An 18,960-nucleotide genomic window follows, 5' to 3' on the forward strand; every position below is an offset into this window, starting at 1 on the left:
TGATGATGACCGTGTTTTAATTTAAAACCCTGGGGCTTGCCCCGGGGTTTTTCTTATTTGTATATTCAAGATGTTATCAGGGATAAAACTATGAAACTCTTTGCTCAGGGGTCTTCACTGGATCTCAGCCATCCGCACGTCATGGGGATTTTGAACGTCACGCCAGATTCCTTTTCCGATGGTGGTGCGCACAACTCTCTGGTTGAGGCGGTAAAACACGCAAACCTGATGATTAACGCCGGGGCGACTATCATTGATGTGGGTGGTGAATCCACGCGTCCAGGCGCGGCCGATGTGAGCGTGGAAGAAGAGTTGCTGCGAGTGATCCCGGTGGTGGAGGCGATTGCTCAACGTTTTGAAGTGTGGATTTCGGTCGATACTTCAAAAGCAGAAGTGATTCGCGAGTGCGCCAGAGTCGGCGCACATATCATCAATGACATTCGCTCACTCTCGGAACCTGGGGCGCTGGAAGCCGCAGCAGAAACCGGATTACCGGTTTGTCTGATGCATATGCAGGGTCAGCCGAAAACCATGCAGGAAGCACCAAAGTACGAGGATGTTTTTGCTGATGTAAATCGTTACTTTGTTGAACAAATAGCACGCTGCGAGCGGGCTGGAATCACAAAAGATAAATTGTTGCTCGACCCCGGGTTCGGATTCGGTAAAAATCTCACTCACAACTACACATTACTGGCACGTTTGGCTGAGTTTCATCATTTTAATCTGCCATTGCTGGTTGGAATGTCACGAAAATCAATGGTTGGCCAGTTGTTGAATGTGGGGCCATCCGAACGCCTGAGCGGGAGCCTTGCGTGCGCGGTCATTGCGGCAATGCAGGGGGCGCATATCGTTCGTGTCCATGACGTCAAAGAAACCGTAGAAGCGATGCGTGTGGTGGAAGCCACATTGTCTGCAAAGGAAAATAAACGCTATGAGTAATCGTAAATATTTTGGCACCGATGGGATCCGTGGTCGCGTAGGCGACGCCCCAATTACCCCTGACTTTGTGCTCAAACTGGGTTGGGCTGCAGGAAAAGTGCTGGCACGTCATGGTTCACGTAAAATTATTATCGGCAAAGATACGCGTATTTCTGGCTATATGCTGGAGTCCGCACTGGAAGCGGGTCTGGCTGCCGCCGGACTGTCGGCTTCTTTCACGGGCCCAATGCCAACACCCGCCATTGCGTATCTGACGCGCGCCTTCCGTGCTGAAGCCGGGATTGTTATCTCCGCTTCGCACAACCCGTACTATGACAACGGGATTAAATTCTTCTCCATCGATGGGACCAAACTGCCGGATGCGGTTGAAGAAGCTATCGAAGCCGAAATGGAAAAAGCGATCACCTGCGTGGACTCGGCTGACCTGGGTAAAGCTACCCGTATCGTTGATGCTGCTGGTCGTTATATCGAGTTTTGCAAAGGCACCTTCCCGAATGAATTGAGTCTGAGTGAGCTTAAAATCGTGGTGGATTGCGCTAATGGTGCGACGTACCACATTGCGCCAAATGTACTGCGTGAGCTGGGCGCAAACGTGATTGCTATTGGCTGTGAGCCAAACGGTGTGAATATCAATGAAGAAGTCGGTGCCACCGACGTCCGCGCCCTGCAGGCGCGCGTGATGGCGGAAAAAGCCGATCTGGGTATTGCGCTGGATGGTGACGGCGACCGCGTCATTATGGTTGACCACGAAGGCAATAAGGTCGATGGCGATCAGATCATGTACATCATTGCCCGTGAAGCCCTGCGTCAGGGGCAACTGCGCGGTGGCGCGGTAGGCACGCTGATGAGCAATATGGGCCTCGAGCTGGCGCTGAAACAGTTGGGTATTCCGTTTGCCCGTGCGAAAGTCGGCGACCGCTACGTACTGGAAAAAATGCAGGAAAAAGGCTGGCGTATCGGTGCTGAAAACTCAGGCCATGTGATCCTGCTGGACAAAACCACCACCGGTGACGGTATTGTTGCAGGTCTGCAGGTACTGGCGGCGATGGTGCGCAACCATATGAGTTTGCACGACCTGTGCAGCGGCATGAAAATGTTCCCGCAACTGCTGGTTAACGTACGTTACACCGCAGGTAGCGGCGATCCGCTGGAACATGAAAACGTGAAAGCGGTGATGGCTGAAGTTGAAGCTGCACTGGGCAATCGCGGACGTGTTCTGCTGCGTAAGTCAGGTACAGAACCGTTAATTCGCGTTATGGTTGAAGGTGAAGATGAAGCGCAGGTGACTGAATTCGCTCACCGTATTGCCGATGCCGTCAAAGCGGTGTAATCACTAAAAACAGTGAAAACCGGAGTCTGGGACTCCGGTTTTTTTTACTGTACGGGAAGCGACTGTTTATGTCGGCGCTGCCAGAAGTAACCACCGATCATTAATATTACAAGGACTGCCAGCCACGGCAGAACCGCCAGCAAATGCCCTGACCGGGCAAAGGTCAGCGCAATCATCAGTAACCAACCGCCCAGCATCGGAATCGCGGTGCGCTTAACAATATCCACAGGCGAGACGCCTGCAATTCCCGCGATAGCAATTATGACGCCGGCAATGGGGGATAACGTACGACCAATACCCGCCGATATCTGGATAGGCAACATCATGACTGCGATGTCGCTACCGATATGACGGCTGATGTCCGGTACCATCGGGGCGAAGGAGAAAAACGCCGCATTTCCTGAGCCCATTAGCGCTGAAATTGCAAAGGTGATAAGGGTCATCAGCAGGATAATAGAGGCGGCGCTGAGGCCAAATTCACCGGAAAGCGACAGCAGCGCATCGACGGCGCCAATAGCTTTCAGTCCGGCTGAAAAGACTTCACCGGCGATAATCAGCGTGACGACGGTAGCAAAAACGCTGCCCATGCTGTCGAAGACTTTTTGTACGCCTGCCATCACCTCGCGCGCCTTACGATGACGGCAATACTCACAAACCAGGGTAATGGCGAGGCTTATCAGTACGGCGGTATCCAGCGTAATTTTGAGCGAACTGAATACTAAATCACTGCACACCAGCATCAACACCAGCGGCAGCATGGGCAGAAAAAGCCAGGCGATCGGTGCTTCAGTTTCATCGGTCGACGTTAATGTCTGCATCTGCTGAGCCACACCGTCACCGCTTTCCCGATGGTCGAAAAAGCGTTGCACAACAATATGTAACAGGGCGATGAACAGAATAACGGGGACGACGATCGGCAACTGATCCTGCACGAAATAGTTCACCACCTCGATGCCTGCGGTTTTGGCGGCGAGAACCGAGTTGCCGGAACCTGGACCAAATTCAACCGCACAGGTACTGGCGATAACGGCGGCAACGGCAGCGCGGCTACAGCCAAGACGGGTCAGCAGCGGGTAGAGCGTCGCCATCAACAGCAGACCCAGCCCGGTGGCGCTGCTGATAAACAGCGACAGGAATTGACCCAGCAACAGCGCCAGTCCCAACAGCAGATACGGTGAGTTCAGGCGTTGCAAAGGGCGAGACGTCACCCGAACCAGCACCTGGCTTGCGCCAATGGCCGACATATATGTAGCGAAACCACCAATCAGCATAATTTGCAGCCCAAGGCCGCCGAGGCGCACGCTCAGGGTATCGCGAATAAACTCGAAGGCATCAAAGGGGCCGAATCCGGTGCTTTTTTTCACCAGGTCACTGAGCGTGGTCATCCCGCTAAAATGCGCGATAAGCAGCAGCACAATCCCGGTCAACAGTAACACTGACTGGGGGTGATATTTTTTGAGGATCAGACGTCCGGCAAAAATGATGGCAATTAGCGCCAGTAATAATGACATTCTTGCCCCCTTACTCGAAGTTGCCAGTAACCAGGCACTCGCCATCCCGCAGCAACGGCTTACCCGCAGCGAACAGATGGGCCAGCGAGAGGTCATCATTGAGTACACAGATATCGGCACGTTCCCCGGCGCAGAGCACGCCGCCGGAAATACCCAGCGAGCGCGCAACGTTTGCCGTCAACATCGCGATCGCTTGTGGCACCGGGATCCCCACATCAATCAAGCGAGGAAGAAGATTAAGGTTACCTGCGACCGGTGCCGCGCTTAAGCCTTCCACAATACCCTGGGCGTTAAAGCGCGGAACACTGCCATTACCATCAGAGCTGATCGTGATGCGATCGGCTGGAACCTGGGCTTCCAGAGCGTGGAGGATTGCCTGCTCCTGAGGCATAAAGCGACTACCGCCAGACGTAACGTCGATATGGCCGCCACGATGAGCGAACGCAATCGCCTGTTCGAACAAGGGCGCTGTTCTCGCAACATGGGTCGGTGAAATGTGGTGAATCGGAATGCCTGCATCACACAGCTCAATAAGCTGTGACATCCCTTCAGGCAGATTCCCAAGATGTACATGCAGTAACCCTTTTTTGCCTGCCAGCAGGGAAGCCACGCGGATATCGCTTACTATTCTCAGCAATTCCTGGAAAGAGGGGTAAGAACCACGGTGATCGGCGAGGGCGATTTTGACGCCAAGAATCGCCGGAATGAAGGTCATGTCACCGCGGATGGATCGCGTAATGGTTGGGCTGGGTACCGCGTAGGCTCCCGTATGCATAAATGCGCGTAATCCCTCAAGGTTGAGAGACTGCATTTTGGCGTAGAGGTCTTTGGGCGAACGAGAAATGGCATCGGTACCTAACACGCCGACAACCGTGGTAATACCTGCCTGAATCAGATCGCGTAGCTTGACGGCTGGCGTTCGGCTGGCAAATCCAGCCTCGCCACCGCCACCGGTAAGATGGACATGCTGATCGATTATGCCTGGGATAACCCATTTACCATGACAATCGATGACCTCGTCGACGCCATCAAACAGGGAAATATCTTTTTCTACCGCCACAATTCGGTCGGCATGAATGAGCAGGGAGCAGAGGCCTAAATCCTCGGGAGAAAAAACACGGGCATTGGTCAATAAAGTAAACATATAGGTCCTGTCAAACGTCGTGGGTGAGAGTCGGCAGGTGAAAAGGAATATTGTTGTTATGATGCCCACCATAAAGCCATTACTATAACTATGACTATTACCGATTTGGTATTGGAGGATGCGGTTATGGCATGGTGGAGAGTTCAACGTGGATTGTAAGTGGCTGGAAGATTTTCTGGCATTGAGTCAGCATGGAAACTACTCTCAGGCCGCGGCGCAGCGGCATATTACTCAACCCGCACTCAGTCGGCGTATAAAGGCGCTGGAAGAGGTGTTAGGGGTGCCGTTGTTTGACCGGACCACGACCCCCGTTACGCTGACACGCTATGGTGAACGCTTTGAACCCTATGCCCGGCACGTCCTCAGTACACTAACAGAGGCGCGCCACGAGCTATCGGCGATGACGCCAGCAACGGACAATACGCTGGTGATGGTTAGCCTGCATACGCTGTCGGTGAATATCCTGCCGGATATGATCAACTATCTGCGACAGAGTGAACCGCAGTTAAATTTTACGGTTAATGCCAGTATTCAGGGGATAGACAACCACTTTAACGCCTTGATAGATCGGCAAATCGATCTGCTGGTGACCTACGATTTACCATCTTCGCAGCCGGGGCTGGAGATTGCCGGAGGGTTAAAACGTTCACTATGGCGGTATGAGCGATTTATACCGGTTATTTCTGCGCAGTTGGCTAATGCGCTTAACGATCCGCATGTGCCGATCCCATGGCTATGCTATAGCGACTACACCTTTGTCAGACGCATTATTGAGCCAGCTGAACAACGCGTCCGCCCACGTCTGAAAAAAGTGTTTGAGAGTGGTTTAAGCGAAACGATACGAGAAATGGTGCTGCGGCATATGGGAATGGCATGGTTACCCGAATCGATGGTGGCGGAAGAGTTGGTGAACCAGCAAATTATTCACTGCTGGCCAGAAAACGCTGACCTGATTTGTAAAATCCCCGTTGTGGTATGGGCGAATCTTGACGATCAACGCGCCGTCATGCAGAGATGCTGGGAGAAGTTGCTGCGTTTTTGATTGATATGGCGATTTTTTCCGCAGTTGATACAATGCCAACAAATTGCCCTTGCGAAGGTTATTCGCTTTGGTTAGTATTCACACCCGCTTCAGTGGGAAACAGTAAACATTCCCGCTTTAATGGTCGAAGCATTGTACGCGGCAACTCCGCAAGGAACAGGTTGATTATGCACGAAGCTCTTTTAGTAGTTTTCCTTATTGTGGCAATTGGCCTGGTAGGCTTGATCATGCTGCAGCAAGGCAAAGGCGCTGATATGGGAGCCTCTTTTGGCGCAGGCGCTTCTGGTACTCTGTTTGGTTCAAGTGGTTCTGGTAACTTCATGACCCGCATGACAGCTGTATTGGGAACCTTGTTCTTCATCATCAGTCTGGTGCTGGGTAACATGAACAGCAATAAGACCAATAAAGGAAGTGAGTGGGAAAATCTGAGTGCACCGGCGAAAACCGAGCAAACTCAGCCAGCTGCTCCGGCTCAGCCGACCAGCGATATCCCACGCTAAGTATTCTGTACCGAGGTGGTGGAATTGGTAGACACGCTACCTTGAGGTGGTAGTGCCCTAACGGGCTTGTGGGTTCGAGTCCCATCCTCGGTACCAAATTCCAAAAAAAAAGACGCTGCAAAGCGTCTTTTTTTTCGTCTGTCATTTGTGGTAGTTCTGTAGGTCGGATAAGACATTTAGGACGCCGTCCGACTATTACAATACCTGATGATGCCTGGCTTATCAGGCCTCAGGGTAACAGAACATCCCTATTTTCTGCGCATAAAAAAGGCCGCTTTCGCGGCCTGAAGATGATGAATATTTACTTCGCCTTGTTTTCCAGATTTTCAACCTGCGGCAGGCCGGTTGTGGAAGAGGCGGTCAGCAGACCAGACTGCGCATAACCGAACAGCTTCTCGCGGGTATCAGTGATATCCAGATTACGCATGGTCAACTGACCGATACGATCATCCGGAGAGAATACCGAGTCGCCTTTTTCCATCGTCAGACGTTCTGGTTTGTAAGTCAGATTGTCAGACACGGTGTTGAGGATGGAGTAATCATTACCGCGACGCAGTTCCAGCGTCACTTCACCCGTAATCTGGCTGGCAACCCAACGCTGCAGACCGTCACGCAGCATCAGCGCCTGAGAGTCAAACCAGCGGCCCTGATACAACAGACGACCAAGCTGGCGACCGTGCGCGTGATACTGCTCGATGGTGTCTTCGTTGTGAATCCCGGTCAGCAAACGCTCATAGGCGATGTGCAGCAATGCCATCCCCGGAGCTTCGTAGATGCCCCGGCTTTTCGCTTCAATGATACGGTTTTCAATCTGATCGCTCATACCCAGACCGTGACGACCGCCGATGCGGTTGGCTTCCAGCATCATCTCAACGTCGTCGCTGAAGGTTTTACCGTTCAGCGCAACCGGATGACCCTGCTCAAAACGCACGGTGACTTCTTCTGCCGGGATCTTCACGCTCTCATCCCAGAATTTCACGCCCATAATCGGGTTGACGATTTTGACGCTGGAGTTCAGAAATTCGAGGTCTTTTGCTTCGTGGGTCGCCCCGAGCATATTGGAGTCCGTGGAGTACGCTTTCTCAACGGACATCTTGTAGTCGAAACCACAGGCAATCATAAATTCGGACATCTCATGGCGACCGCCGAGTTCATCGATAAAATCGGTATCCAGCCATGGTTTGTAAATCTGCAGTTCGGCGTTGGTCAGCAGACCGTAACGATAGAAGCGTTCAATATCGTTACCTTTATAGGTGCTACCGTCACCCCAGATATTTACGCCATCTTCTTTCATGGCCGCAACCAGCATGGTGCCGGTGACAGCACGGCCCAGCGGAGTGGTATTGAAATAGGTCAGTCCGCCGGTGGTGTTGTGGAATGCACCGCACTGAATCGCAGCAATCCCTTCGGCAACCAGCTGCTTACGGCAATCTACCAGGCGAGCATTCTCAGCACCATATTCCATTGCACGGCGAGGAATGGCGTCATAGTCATCCTCATCCGGCTGGCCCAAATTCGCAGTATATGCATATGGGACAGCCCCTTTTTGTCGCATCCACAGCAGTGCTGCACTGGTGTCCAGGCCGCCGGAAAAAGCGATACCAATACGTTGACCTACCGGGAGATGCTTGAGAATCGTCGTCATAAAATAAAACCCTGCTTGATAGACTGGTGAAGAGGTCGGCTTATTATACTAATTGCATTTTTATGCAAAATAAGTGAGTTTTCATTTAATCATCTTTTCTGGATGACAGGAAGAGTTTAGTGATAATTTCGTTAAATAACGGCGCGGGTGACACATTTATCTGGTCGAATATTCGCTGGGCAGCATTCATTGATTTGCATAGTCGTAACAAGGTTGACATACCGCATAGTGAATCAATATACTGTGCGCAGATTTTACGTCCCGTCCTCGGTACCAAATCCCAGCAGTATTTGCATTTTTTACCCAAAACGAGTAAAATTTGCCACGTTTCAGGCGCGGGGTGGAGCAGCCTGGTAGCTCGTCGGGCTCATAACCCGAAGGTCGTCGGTTCAAATCCGGCCCCCGCAACCACTTTCCCTTAGAGTTCTTTTTCAAATATACTGTGAAGACTTAGGCCTTCGTAGCTGGATTTGAAAAAAATTCTTTCGGAAGGTTTTCCGAACCGCAGGTGCGGTTATAGGGTTCAGTTATATAAAGCCCCGATTTATCGGGGTTTTTTGTTATCTGACTACAGAATAACTGGGCTTTAGGCCCTTTTTTTATGTCTTGGGGGTGGGCTTGTCCACATTAGAGCAAAAATTAACAGAGATGATTACAGCGCCAGTTGAAGCCCTGGGCTACGAGTTGGTCGGCATCGAATTTATTCGTGGTCGCACATCCACACTGCGCATCTATATTGATAGTGAAGATGGCATCAATGTTGATGATTGTGCTGATGTGAGCCATCAGGTAAGCGCCGTGATGGATGTCGAAGACCCAATCACCGTTGCCTACAACCTGGAAGTCTCCTCTCCGGGTCTCGACCGTCCTCTGTTCACAGCTGAACACTACGTGCGTTTCCTGGGTGAAGAAGTGACGCTGGTTCTTCGTATGGCGGTACAAAACCGTCGTAAATGGCAGGGCGTTATCAAAGCGGTGGATGGTGAGATGATCACGGTCACAGTCGAAGGTAAAGATGAAGTGTTCGCGCTGAGTAATATCCAGAAGGCGAACCTGGTTCCCCACTTTTAACAGTCTGGATTGAGGTGAAAAGCCCGCGATGAACAAAGAAATTTTGGCTGTTGTTGAAGCCGTATCCAACGAAAAAGCGCTGCCACGCGAGAAAATTTTTGAAGCGCTGGAAAGTGCGCTGGCTACAGCAACAAAGAAAAAATATGAGCAAGAGATCGACGTTCGCGTAGAAATCGATCGTAAAAGCGGTGATTTCGATACCTTCCGTCGTTGGGTAATCGTAGAAGAAGTTACTCAGCCGACCAAAGAAATTACGCTGGAAGCGGCACGCTTCGAAGACGAAAGTCTGAACGTGGGCGAATATGTTGAAGATCAGATTGAATCTGTCACCTTTGACCGTATCACCACCCAGACCGCGAAACAGGTTATCGTACAGAAAGTACGTGAAGCCGAACGCGCAATGGTTGTCGATCAGTTCCGCGAACACGAAGGCGAAATCGTCACCGGTGTGGTGAAGAAAGTTAACCGCGACAACATTTCTCTGGATCTGGGCAGCAATGCTGAAGCCGTGATCCTGCGTGAAGACATGCTGCCGCGTGAAAACTTCCGCCCAGGTGACCGTATTCGTGGCGTTCTTTACTCTGTACGCCCGGAAGCGCGCGGTGCGCAGCTGTTCGTAACCCGTTCCAAACCGGAAATGCTGATAGAGCTGTTCCGCATTGAAGTGCCGGAAATTGGCGAAGAAGTGATCGAAATTAAAGCGGCTGCTCGCGATCCAGGTTCACGTGCGAAAATCGCCGTTAAGACCAACGACAAGCGTATTGATCCGGTCGGCGCCTGTGTGGGTATGCGCGGTGCGCGCGTTCAGGCGGTTTCTACCGAACTGGGCGGCGAGCGTATCGATATCGTCCTGTGGGATGATAACCCGGCGCAGTTCGTGATTAACGCAATGGCGCCAGCAGACGTCGCTTCTATCGTGGTGGATGAAGACAAACACACCATGGATATCGCGGTTGAAGCCGGTAACCTGGCTCAGGCGATTGGACGTAATGGTCAGAACGTCCGCCTGGCTTCACAACTGAGCGGTTGGGAACTCAACGTGATGACCGTTGATGACCTGCAGGCGAAGCATCAGGCTGAAGCACATGCAGCCATTGATACCTTCACCAAATATCTCGATATCGATGAAGATTTCGCGACGGTTCTGGTAGAAGAAGGTTTTGCGACGCTGGAAGAACTGGCCTACGTGCCAATGAAAGAGCTGCTGGAAATTGACGGCCTGGATGAACAGACCGTTGAAGCGCTGCGCGAGCGTGCTAAAAACGCACTGACCACTCTGGCACTGGCCCAGGAAGAAAGTCTCGGTGATAACAAACCGGCTGACGATCTGCTGAATCTGGAAGGATTGGATCGTGAGATGGCTTTCAAACTGGCTGCCCGTGGTGTTTGTACGCTGGAAGATCTCGCTGAACAGGGCATTGATGATCTGGCTGATATCGAAGGGTTGACCGACGAAAAAGCCGGTGAGCTGATTATGGCTGCCCGTAATATTTGCTGGTTCGGCGACGAAGCGTAATAAACTGTAGCAGGAAGGAACAGTATGACAGATGTAACCGTAAAAACGCTGGCTGCAGAGATACAGACCTCCGTGGATCGCCTGGTACAGCAATTTGCTGATGCAGGTATCCCGAAGTCTGCTGACGACTCTGTGTCCGCACAAGAGAAACAAACCTTACTGGCGCATCTGAACCGTGAAAACGGCTCAGCGCCCGATAAGTTGACATTGCAGCGTAAAACGCGCAGTACTCTCAATATTCCAGGTACCGGTGGAAAAAGCAAATCGGTACAAATCGAAGTCCGCAAGACACGCACCTTTGTGAAACGCGATCCGCAAGAGGCTGAACGCCTTGCCGCGGAAGAGCAGGCGCAGCGTGAAGCGGAAGAGCAAGCCCGTCGTGAGGCAGAAGAAGCTGCCAAACGCGAGGCGCAACAAAAAGCCGAACGTGAGGCCGCAGAACAAGCTAAGCGTGAAGCCGCTGATAAAGCGAAACGTGAAGCTGCGGAAAAAGACAAAGTGAGCAATCAACAGACCGACGATATGACTAAAACCGCCCAGGCCGAAAAAGCCCGCCGTGAAAATGAAGCCGCAGAACTGAAGCGTAAAGCGGAAGAAGAAGCACGTCGCAAGCTTGAAGAAGAAGCGCGCCGCGTAGCGGAAGAAGCTCGCCGTATGGCGGAAGAAAACGAGAAGAATGGTGTGAATAACGCTGAACCTGTTGAAGATACCAGCGATTATCACGTCACCACCTCTCAGCATGCTCGCCAGGCAGAAGACGAGAACGATCGTGAAGTAGAAGGCGGCCGTGGTCGTACTCGCAGCACGAAAGCAGCGCGTCCGGCGAAGAAAGGTAACAAACACGCTGAATCTAAAGCTGACCGTGAAGAAGCGCGTGCAGCGGTTCGCGGCGGTAAAGGCGGTAAGCAGCGTAAAGGTTCCGCTCTGCAGCAGGGCTTCCAGAAGCCGGCTCAGGCCGTTAACCGTGACGTTGTGATCGGCGAAACCATCACCGTTGGCGATCTGGCGAACAAGATGGCAGTCAAAGGTTCTCAGGTCATCAAAGCGATGATGAAGCTGGGCGCAATGGCGACCATTAACCAGGTCATCGACCAGGAAACCGCACAGCTGGTTGCCGAAGAGATGGGCCACAAAGTTATCCTGCGTCGTGAAAACGAGCTGGAAGAAGCAGTAATGAGCGACCGTGACACCGGCGCTGCGGCAGAACCGCGCGCACCGGTAGTGACCATCATGGGTCACGTTGACCACGGTAAAACCTCTCTGCTGGACTACATTCGCTCCACGAAAGTTGCCTCTGGCGAAGCGGGCGGCATTACTCAGCACATCGGTGCGTACCATGTTGAAACTGACAACGGTATGATCACCTTCCTGGATACCCCGGGTCACGCCGCGTTTACCTCCATGCGTGCTCGTGGTGCTCAGGCGACGGATATCGTTGTTCTGGTTGTTGCAGCAGATGACGGCGTGATGCCGCAGACTATCGAAGCTATCCAGCACGCGAAAGCGGCAGGTGTGCCGGTAGTGGTTGCAGTCAACAAAATCGATAAACCAGAAGCGGATCCAGATCGCGTTAAAAACGAACTGTCCCAGTACGGCATCATGCCGGAAGATTGGGGCGGCGAGAGCCAGTTCGTTCACGTTTCTGCGAAAGCGGGTACCGGTATCGACGAACTGCTGGATGCTATCCTGCTGCAGGCCGAAGTACTGGAACTGAAAGCTGTGCGTAAAGGTATGGCTAGCGGTGCGGTTATCGAATCCTTCCTGGATAAAGGTCGTGGTCCGGTTGCTACCGTGCTGGTACGTGAAGGTACGCTGAACAAAGGCGACATCGTACTGTGTGGTTTCGAATACGGCCGCGTTCGTGCGATGCGTAACGAACTGGGTCAGGAAGTACTGGAAGCGGGTCCATCCATTCCGGTGGAAATCCTGGGTCTGTCCGGTGTTCCGGCTGCGGGTGACGAAGTTACCGTTGTTCGTGACGAGAAGAAAGCCCGTGAAGTTGCACTGTACCGTCAGGGCAAATTCCGTGAAGTTAAACTGGCTCGTCAGCAGAAATCTAAACTGGAGAACATGTTCGCCAACATGACCGAAGGCGAAGTTCACGAAGTGAACATCGTTCTGAAGGCCGATGTTCAGGGTTCTGTAGAAGCGATTTCCGACTCTTTACTGAAACTGTCTACCGACGAAGTAAAAGTGAAGATTATCGGTTCTGGCGTAGGTGGTATCACCGAAACCGACGCGACCCTGGCTGCGGCATCCAACGCGATTCTGGTTGGCTTCAACGTCCGTGCTGATGCCTCTGCACGTAAAGTTATCGAATCAGAAAGCCTGGATCTGCGTTACTACTCCGTCATCTATCATCTGATCGACGAAGTGAAAGCAGCGATGAGCGGCATGCTGTCTCCGGAACTGAAACAGCAGATCATTGGTCTGGCTGAAGTTCGTGATGTGTTCAAATCACCGAAATTCGGCGCTATCGCAGGCTGTATGGTTACCGAAGGCACGATTAAACGTCACAACCCAATCCGCGTACTGCGCGACAACGTGGTTATCTATGAAGGCGAGCTGGAATCCCTGCGCCGCTTCAAGGATGACGTCAACGAAGTCCGTAATGGCATGGAATGTGGTATCGGCGTTAAGAACTACAACGACGTTCGCGTTGGCGATATGATCGAAGTGTTCGAGATTATCGAGATCAAACGTACCATCGCATAATCTTCGTCGTCTTTTGGGCCGCAACTGCGTTGGCTGCGCTCGATCACCCCGGTCACATAGTTATCTATGCTTCCGGGGATTTACGAGTTTGCCGCCTTGCTGCAACCCAAAATCCTTAGAAGATGATTAAGTGTAGGCTGGGGAAGCGAAGCGCCACCCGGCAAGAAATTTAAAAAGGGGCTTATGGCCCCTTTTTTGTCTTTATTCTGGAGAATTTATTATGGCGAAAGAATTTGGTCGCCCACAGCGTGTCGCGCAGGAGATGCAGAAAGAAATCGCACTCATCCTGCAACGCGAAATCAAAGACCCGCGTGTTGGTATGATGACCACCGTATCGGGTGTTGAGATGTCCCGAGACCTGGCATACGCTAAAGTGTTCGTGACTTTCCTCAACGATCAGGACGAAGCTGCCGTGAAAAACGGCATTAAGGCACTGCAGGAAGCCTCTGGTTTTATCCGCTCTCTGCTGGGTAAAGCAATGCGTCTGCGTATCGTGCCTGAGCTGACCTTCTTCTACGACAATTCGTTAGTTGAAGGGATGCGCATGTCCAACCTGGTGACCAGCGTGGTGAAACATGACGATGAGCGTCGTGTGAACCCAGCGGACGACAGCAAGGAGGACTGATGAGTCGTCCTCGTCGTCGTGGTCGCGACATTCACGGTGTTCTGCTGCTGGATAAGCCGCAGGGCATGTCCAGCAATGACGTACTGCAAAAAGTAAAGCGCATCTACAATGCCAACCGCGCGGGACATACCGGCGCGCTGGATCCGCTGGCGACAGGCATGCTGCCTATCTGCCTCGGTGAAGCGACTAAGTTTTCCCAGTATTTGCTGGATTCTGACAAACGCTATCGTGTGGTTGCCCGTCTGGGCCAGCGTACCGACACCTCCGATGCCGATGGGCAAATCGTGCAGGAGCGTCCGGTAACCTTCAGCGCAGAGCAGCTTGCCAGCGCGCTGGAGACTTTCCGCGGCGATATCGAGCAGATTCCGTCAATGTATTCGGCGCTGAAGTACCAGGGTAAAAAGCTGTACGAATATGCGCGTCAGGGCATTGAAGTGCCGCGTGAAGCGCGCCCGATTACCGTCTATGAGCTGCTGTTTATTCGCCACGAAGGTAACGAGCTGGAGCTGGAAGTTCACTGCTCCAAAGGCACTTATATTCGCACCATCGTTGACGATCTCGGTGAGAAGCTGGGCTGCGGCGCGCACGTAACGTATCTGCGTCGTCTGACGGTCAGCAAGTATCCGGTGGATCGTATGGTTACGCTGGAACATCTGCATGAGCTGGTTGAACAGGCCGAACAGCAGAACATTCCGGCGGCGCAGCTGCTTGATCCTTTGCTGATGCCAATGGACAGTCCTGCATCGGACTACCCTGTTGTTAATTTGCCTTTAACATCGTCGGTTTACTTTAAAAATGGTAACCCGGTACGGACGTCAGGTGCGCCGCTTGAAGGGCTGGTGCGCGTGACGGAAGGCGATGACGGCAAGTTTATCGGCATGGGGGAGATGGACGATGAAGGTCGTGTCGCTCCTCGTCGCCTGGTGGTTGAGTATCCTGCATAGCGCTCTCTGTCTTGCGATAAAAGGGCGCTGCGAGTAGAATACTGCCGCTTAACGTCGCGTAAATTGTTTAACAATCTGCGTGGCGTGTACACAAAATCATTCGAGCTGCATCAAGGCGGCAGGTCTGAGGATCCTCAGGAGCTTACTCAGGTAAGTGACCGAGGTGAGCGGACACAGCCAGCGCAGGGTCAGTTTGAAGAAGGCGTGTATACACTGGGATAGCTGAATTAGAGATCGGCATCCTTTCATTCTTAACACTTTGGAGTTTTAAAATGTCTCTAAGTACTGAAGCTACCGCTAAAATCGTTTCTGAGTTTGGTCGTGATGCAAACGACACCGGTTCTACCGATGTTCAGGTTGCTCTGTTGACTGCACAGATTAACCACCTGCAGGGCCACTTTGCAGAGCACAAAAAAGATCACCACAGCCGTCGTGGTCTGCTGCGCATGGTTTCTCAGCGTCGTAAACTGCTCGACTACCTGAAACGTAAAGATGTTGCACGTTACACCGCGCTGATCGAGCGTCTGGGTCTGCGTCGCTAATTCTTTCGAGTTTCAGAAAGAGGGGGCCTTCATGGCCCCTTTTTTCCAGCAGATGGCAGCAATTCGCTGGAAACTAATGTATTGTTGCTATGAATGATCTTCCGTTGCAGAGGTTCGCGCGGCTAATGAGAGGCTTTACTCATGCTTATGGGTTAGGGTTGTCATTAGTCGCGAGGATGCGCAGAAGATCGGGTATTAACGATGGCGCAAAAATGTGTCGTCAAAAAATAGAGAAAGGATATTAATTTGCTTAATCCGATCGTTCGTAAATTCCAGTACGGTCAGCATACCGTTACGCTGGAAACCGGCATGATGGCGCGTCAGGCGACTGCCGCTGTTATGGTTAGCATGGATGACACTGCGGTATTCGTTACCGTTGTTGGCCAGAAAAAAGCGAAACCAGGCCAGGACTTTTTCCCACTGACCGTTAACTATCAGGAGCGTACCTACGCTGCTGGCCGTATCCCGGGTAGCTTCTTCCGTCGTGAAGGCCGTCCGAGTGAAGGCGAAACTCTGATCGCGCGTCTGATTGACCGCCCGGTTCGCCCGCTGTTCCCGGAAGGCTTCGTTAACGAAGTTCAGGTTATCGCGACCGTTGTTTCCGTTAACCCGCAGGTTAACCCGGATATCGTGGCAATGATTGGTGCATCTGCTGCGCTGACTCTGTCTGGCATCCCGTTCAACGGCCCGATCGGTGCTGCACGTGTTGGTTACATCAATGACCAGTACGTACTGAACCCGACTCAGGACGAACTGAAAGAAAGCAAGCTGGACCTGGTTGTTGCTGGTACTGAAGCTGCCGTACTGATGGTTGAATCCGAAGCTGAACTGCTGAGCGAAGACCAGATGCTGGGCGCTGTAGTATTCGGCCACGAACAGCAGCAGGTTGTTATTCAGGCTATCAACGAGCTGGCGAAAGAAGCTGGCAAACCGCGTTGGGACTGGCAGCCAGAAGCCGTCAACGAAGCGCTGAACGCACGCGTTGCCGCACTTGCAGAAGCTCGTCTGAGCGATGCTTACCGTATCACCGACAAACAAGAGCGTTACGCTCAGGTTGACGTGATCAAATCTGAAACCATCGCAACTCTGGTGGCTGAAGACGAAACCCTGGACGCTAACGAACTGGGTGAAATCCTGCACGCTATCGAGAAAAATGTTGTTCGCAGCCGCGTACTGGCAGGCGAGCCGCGCATCGATGGCCGTGAAAAAGATATGATCCGTGGTCTGGACGTGCGTACTGGCGTTCTGCCGCGTACCCACGGTTCCGCACTGTTCACCCGTGGTGAAACTCAGGCGCTGGTTACTGCGACCTTGGGCACCACTCGTGATGCGCAGAACCTTGACGAGCTGATGGGCGAGCGTACTGACAACTTCCTGTTCCACTACAACTTCCCTCCGTACTGCGTAGGTGAAACCGGTATGGTCGGTTCTCCGAAGCGTCGTGAGATTGGTCACGGTCGTCTGGCGAAGCGTGGCGTACTGGCAGTGATGCCGGAACTGGATAAATTCCCGTACACCGTACGTGTGGTTTCTGAAATCACCGAATCTAACGGTTCTTCTTCCATGGCTTCCGTATGTGGTGCTTCTCTGGCGCTGATGGACGCAGGCGTGCCGATCAAAGCTGCCGTTGCGGGTATCGCGATGGGTCTGGTGAAAGAAGGCGACAACTTTGTTGTTCTGTCTGACATCCTGGGCGACGAAGACCACCTGGGCGATATGGACTTCAAAGTGGCGGGTTCCCGCGACGGTATCTCTGCACTGCAGATGGATATCAAAATTGAAGGTATCACCAAAGAGATCATGCAGGTTGCTCTGAACCAGGCTAAAGGTGCGCGTCTGCACATTCTGGGTGTGATGGAACAAGCGATCAACGCACCGCGTGGTGACATTTCTCAGTTCGCTCCGCGTATCCACACCATCAAGATCAGCCCGGACAAGATCAAAGACGTTATCGGTAAAGGCGGTTCTGTTATCCGTGCTCTGACCGAAGAAACCGGCACCACCATTGAAATTGAAGATGATGGTACTGTGAAGATTGCTGCGACCGACGGCGAGAAAGCGAAATATGCTATCCGTCGTATCGAAGAGATCACCGCAGAGATCGAAGTAGGCCGTATCTACAATGGTAAAGTGACCCGTATCGTTGACTTTGGCGCATTCGTTGCCATCGGTGGCGGTAAAGAAGGTCTGGTACACATCTCTCAGATCGCTGACAAACGCGTTGAGAAAGTGACCGATTACCTGCAGATGGGCCAGGAAGTACCGGTCAAAGTTCTGGAAGTAGATCGCCAGGGCCGTGTACGTCTGAGCATTAAAGAAGCAACTGAGCAGTCTCAGCCTGCAGGCGAACCGGAAGCTCCGGCAAGCCAGGGCGAGTAAGGTTGCCATTGCCCTCCGTGAAAGCGGAGGGCTTTTAACCCGGCAGGACGCCTTGTTAGCAACCGGGGAACCTGGACGTTCATTCAATCGTTGTCTTCGGGAGTGGGAAATGAAGCCTTTTTTGCGCTGGTGTTTCGTTGCGACAGCACTCACGCTGGCTGGATGCAGTAATTCCGCCTGGCGTAAGAGTGAAGTCCTCGCAGTACCATTGCAACCGACTTTGCAGCAGGAAGTGATTCTGGCACGTATGGAACAAATTCTTGCCAGTCGGGCTTTAACCGATGACGAACGCGCACAGCTTTTATATGAGCGCGGAGTGTTGTATGATAGTCTCGGTCTGAGGGCACTGGCGCGAAATGATTTTTCACAAGCGCTGGCAATCCGACCAGATATGCCTGAAGTATTCAATTACTTAGGTATATATTTAACGCAGGCAGGCAATTTTGATGCTGCCTATGAAGCGTTTGATTCTGTACTTGAGCTTGATCCAACTTACAACTACGCGCACTTAAATCGCGGTATCGCATTGTATTACGGCGGTCGCGACAAGTTAGCGCAAGATGATCTGCTAGCGTTTTATCAAGACGATCCCAATGATCCTTTCCGTAGTCTGTGGCTTTATCTCGCCGAGCAGAAGCTCGATGAGAAGCAGGCTAAAGAAGCGTTAAAGCAACGCTTTGAGAAATCGGATAAAGAGCAATGGGGATGGAACATTGTCGAGTTCTACCTGGGCAACATTAGCGAAGCAACGCTGATGGAACGCCTAAAGGCGGACGCAACGGATAACACCTCGCTCGCTGAGCATCTCAGTGAAACCAACTTCTATTTAGGTAAGTACTACCTAAGTCTGGGGGATTTGGACAACGCTACGGCATTGTTCAAACTGGCGGTGGCTAACAACGTTCATAACTTTGTTGAGCACCGATACGCATTGTTGGAATTATCGCTCCTGGGCCAGGACCAAGATGACCTGGCAGAATCGGACCAGCAATAGCTGACGTACACATCAGCCCGTAATCTTTTTTGATTGCCATCACCTTCACGGGTGAGGGCGTTG

Annotated in this window: 15 protein-coding genes and 2 tRNA genes; 14 read left to right on the plus strand and 3 right to left on the minus strand. The window is 52.2% G+C overall.

From position 1 onward, the window contains the following. Positions 1 to 90 precede the first annotated feature (90 nt). Positions 91 to 939 (plus strand): dihydropteroate synthase, encoded by an 849-nt coding sequence (gene folP, locus HV350_RS02895; RefSeq protein WP_181629747.1) that lies wholly within the window; start codon positions 91 to 93, stop codon positions 937 to 939. After that, a complete protein-coding gene (glmM, locus tag HV350_RS02900; RefSeq protein WP_047413953.1) occupies positions 932 to 2,269 on the plus strand; it encodes a phosphoglucosamine mutase in 1,338 nt (445 codons plus the stop codon). The genes folP and glmM overlap by 8 nt, the downstream gene beginning before the upstream one ends. A gap of 44 nt (positions 2,270 to 2,313) precedes the next feature. On the opposite strand, the gene dcuC is transcribed toward glmM, so the two are convergent. Both dcuC and iadA read right to left on the minus strand, forming a co-directional pair. Next, a complete protein-coding gene (gene dcuC, locus HV350_RS02905) occupies positions 2,314 to 3,780 on the minus strand; it encodes a C4-dicarboxylate transporter DcuC (RefSeq protein WP_019077781.1) in 1,467 nt (488 codons plus the stop codon). A gap of 10 nt (positions 3,781 to 3,790) precedes the next feature. Continuing rightward, positions 3,791 to 4,924 carry a beta-aspartyl-peptidase gene (iadA, locus tag HV350_RS02910; protein WP_181629749.1) on the minus strand — a complete coding sequence of 378 codons (1,134 nt, stop codon included), beginning with the start codon at positions 4,922 to 4,924 and terminating at the stop codon, positions 3,791 to 3,793. Between the two features lie 148 nt (positions 4,925 to 5,072). Between iadA and HV350_RS02915 the strand changes: the two genes are divergently transcribed. The 3 genes from HV350_RS02915 (at position 5,073) to HV350_RS02925 (ending at position 6,562) form a co-directional block, all read left to right on the plus strand. Continuing rightward, on the plus strand, positions 5,073 to 5,966 hold the full coding sequence (locus HV350_RS02915) for a LysR family transcriptional regulator (RefSeq protein WP_181629751.1): 894 nt from the start codon (positions 5,073 to 5,075) through the stop codon (positions 5,964 to 5,966). Positions 5,967 to 6,133: 167 nt separating this feature from the next. Next, a complete protein-coding gene (gene secG, locus HV350_RS02920; protein ID WP_003025000.1) occupies positions 6,134 to 6,466 on the plus strand; it encodes a preprotein translocase subunit SecG in 333 nt (110 codons plus the stop codon). Positions 6,467 to 6,475: 9 nt separating this feature from the next. Further along, a tRNA-Leu gene (locus HV350_RS02925) sits at positions 6,476 to 6,562 on the plus strand. A 205-nt stretch (positions 6,563 to 6,767) separates the two neighbouring features. Here HV350_RS02925 and argG read toward each other — a convergent pair. After that, positions 6,768 to 8,111: an argininosuccinate synthase gene (gene argG, locus HV350_RS02930; RefSeq protein ID WP_003024998.1), complete on the minus strand. Its 1,344-nt coding sequence runs from the start codon at positions 8,109 to 8,111 to the stop codon at positions 6,768 to 6,770. Positions 8,112 to 8,445: 334 nt separating this feature from the next. Between argG and HV350_RS02935 the strand changes: the two genes are divergently transcribed. The 9 genes from HV350_RS02935 to nlpI all read left to right on the plus strand — a co-directional run bounded on the left by HV350_RS02935 (position 8,446) and on the right by nlpI (position 18,897). Then, a tRNA-Met gene (locus tag HV350_RS02935) sits at positions 8,446 to 8,522 on the plus strand. A gap of 207 nt (positions 8,523 to 8,729) precedes the next feature. Further along, positions 8,730 to 9,182, plus strand: a complete 453-nt coding sequence (gene rimP / locus HV350_RS02940) for a ribosome maturation factor RimP (RefSeq protein WP_003024996.1) — start codon at positions 8,730 to 8,732, stop codon at positions 9,180 to 9,182. A gap of 28 nt (positions 9,183 to 9,210) precedes the next feature. Further along, on the plus strand, positions 9,211 to 10,698 hold the full coding sequence (gene nusA / locus HV350_RS02945) for a transcription termination factor NusA (RefSeq protein WP_003024992.1): 1,488 nt from the start codon (positions 9,211 to 9,213) through the stop codon (positions 10,696 to 10,698). Between the two features lie 24 nt (positions 10,699 to 10,722). Further along, positions 10,723 to 13,413: a translation initiation factor IF-2 gene (gene infB, locus HV350_RS02950; protein ID WP_016154667.1), complete on the plus strand. Its 2,691-nt coding sequence runs from the start codon at positions 10,723 to 10,725 to the stop codon at positions 13,411 to 13,413. A gap of 220 nt (positions 13,414 to 13,633) precedes the next feature. Next, positions 13,634 to 14,038, plus strand: a complete 405-nt coding sequence (rbfA, locus tag HV350_RS02955) for a 30S ribosome-binding factor RbfA (protein ID WP_003024988.1) — start codon at positions 13,634 to 13,636, stop codon at positions 14,036 to 14,038. Continuing rightward, on the plus strand, positions 14,038 to 14,982 hold the full coding sequence (gene truB / locus HV350_RS02960) for a tRNA pseudouridine(55) synthase TruB (protein ID WP_047358518.1): 945 nt from the start codon (positions 14,038 to 14,040) through the stop codon (positions 14,980 to 14,982). Before rbfA ends, truB begins: the two co-directional genes overlap by 1 nt. Before the next feature lie 272 nt (positions 14,983 to 15,254). After that, positions 15,255 to 15,524, plus strand: coding sequence for a 30S ribosomal protein S15 (gene rpsO, locus HV350_RS02965; protein ID WP_000059465.1), 270 nt, complete (start codon positions 15,255 to 15,257; stop codon positions 15,522 to 15,524). A gap of 246 nt (positions 15,525 to 15,770) precedes the next feature. Further along, positions 15,771 to 17,903: a polyribonucleotide nucleotidyltransferase gene (gene pnp, locus HV350_RS02970; protein WP_008785911.1), complete on the plus strand. Its 2,133-nt coding sequence runs from the start codon at positions 15,771 to 15,773 to the stop codon at positions 17,901 to 17,903. A 109-nt stretch (positions 17,904 to 18,012) separates the two neighbouring features. Next, entirely contained in the window at positions 18,013 to 18,897 is an 885-nt protein-coding gene (gene nlpI / locus HV350_RS02975) for a lipoprotein NlpI (protein ID WP_003024982.1), read from the plus strand. Positions 18,898 to 18,960: the final 63 nt, after the last annotated feature.

The sequence above is a fragment of the Citrobacter sp. RHBSTW-01013 genome (genome assembly GCF_013781985.1).
Lineage (GTDB): Bacteria > Pseudomonadota > Gammaproteobacteria > Enterobacterales > Enterobacteriaceae > Citrobacter > Citrobacter braakii.

What these genes read in the sequence shown, in the direction of transcription:
- secG (WP_003025000.1), top strand. Translation starts at nt 6,134, where the DNA reads ATGCACGAAGCTCTTTTAGTAGTTTTCCTTATTGTGGCAATTGGCCTG.
- dcuC (WP_019077781.1), bottom strand. Translation starts at nt 3,780, where the DNA reads ATGTCATTATTACTGGCGCTAATTGCCATCATTTTTGCCGGACGTCTG.
- infB (WP_016154667.1), top strand. Translation starts at nt 10,723, where the DNA reads ATGACAGATGTAACCGTAAAAACGCTGGCTGCAGAGATACAGACCTCC.
- iadA (WP_181629749.1), bottom strand. Translation starts at nt 4,924, where the DNA reads ATGTTTACTTTATTGACCAATGCCCGTGTTTTTTCTCCCGAGGATTTA.
- truB (WP_047358518.1), top strand. Translation starts at nt 14,038, where the DNA reads ATGAGTCGTCCTCGTCGTCGTGGTCGCGACATTCACGGTGTTCTGCTG.
- argG (WP_003024998.1), bottom strand. Translation starts at nt 8,111, where the DNA reads ATGACGACGATTCTCAAGCATCTCCCGGTAGGTCAACGTATTGGTATC.
- nlpI (WP_003024982.1), top strand. Translation starts at nt 18,013, where the DNA reads ATGAAGCCTTTTTTGCGCTGGTGTTTCGTTGCGACAGCACTCACGCTG.
- nusA (WP_003024992.1), top strand. Translation starts at nt 9,211, where the DNA reads ATGAACAAAGAAATTTTGGCTGTTGTTGAAGCCGTATCCAACGAAAAA.
- rpsO (WP_000059465.1), top strand. Translation starts at nt 15,255, where the DNA reads ATGTCTCTAAGTACTGAAGCTACCGCTAAAATCGTTTCTGAGTTTGGT.
- glmM (WP_047413953.1), top strand. Translation starts at nt 932, where the DNA reads ATGAGTAATCGTAAATATTTTGGCACCGATGGGATCCGTGGTCGCGTA.
- folP (WP_181629747.1), top strand. Translation starts at nt 91, where the DNA reads ATGAAACTCTTTGCTCAGGGGTCTTCACTGGATCTCAGCCATCCGCAC.
- rbfA (WP_003024988.1), top strand. Translation starts at nt 13,634, where the DNA reads ATGGCGAAAGAATTTGGTCGCCCACAGCGTGTCGCGCAGGAGATGCAG.